Origin of the sequence: Xenorhabdus entomophaga (assembly GCF_037996725.1) — a bacterium.
Lineage (GTDB): Bacteria > Pseudomonadota > Gammaproteobacteria > Enterobacterales > Enterobacteriaceae > Xenorhabdus > Xenorhabdus khoisanae.
The window spans coordinates 1-229 of the sequence record NZ_JBBMXH010000479.1 but is presented as its reverse complement, the minus strand read 5'-3'; the positions used below and the strand labels follow the sequence as shown (position 1 = coordinate 229).

Annotated in this window: 1 protein-coding gene; it reads left to right on the top strand. The window is 50.2% G+C overall.

The window, feature by feature from the left end:
- Nucleotides 1–229, top strand: a 229-nt coding sequence (locus tag AAC854_RS23715) for an integrase domain-containing protein (protein ID WP_340619198.1), incomplete at both ends; no start/stop codon positions are given.

The following is a 229-nucleotide window of genomic DNA, read 5'->3' as shown; positions in this document are numbered from 1 at the left end:
ATTACGTTCTCAGGAAGCGGTGCAATGCAGTGCGTCACTGCAAAGTTGGCGAAAACAGTTAGACCAACCAGAGCCGAAACTGCATGTTGTTTTTGGTACAAAAGGTGACCGGCCAAGACAAACCCGCGTATTGGATGTTGCAGCGATGAAAGAAGCTGTTGAGCAGGCCATTGCTATCGCAGAACAACGTGGCGGCAGATTGATTGATAAACCCGACCTCAAGCAGGCC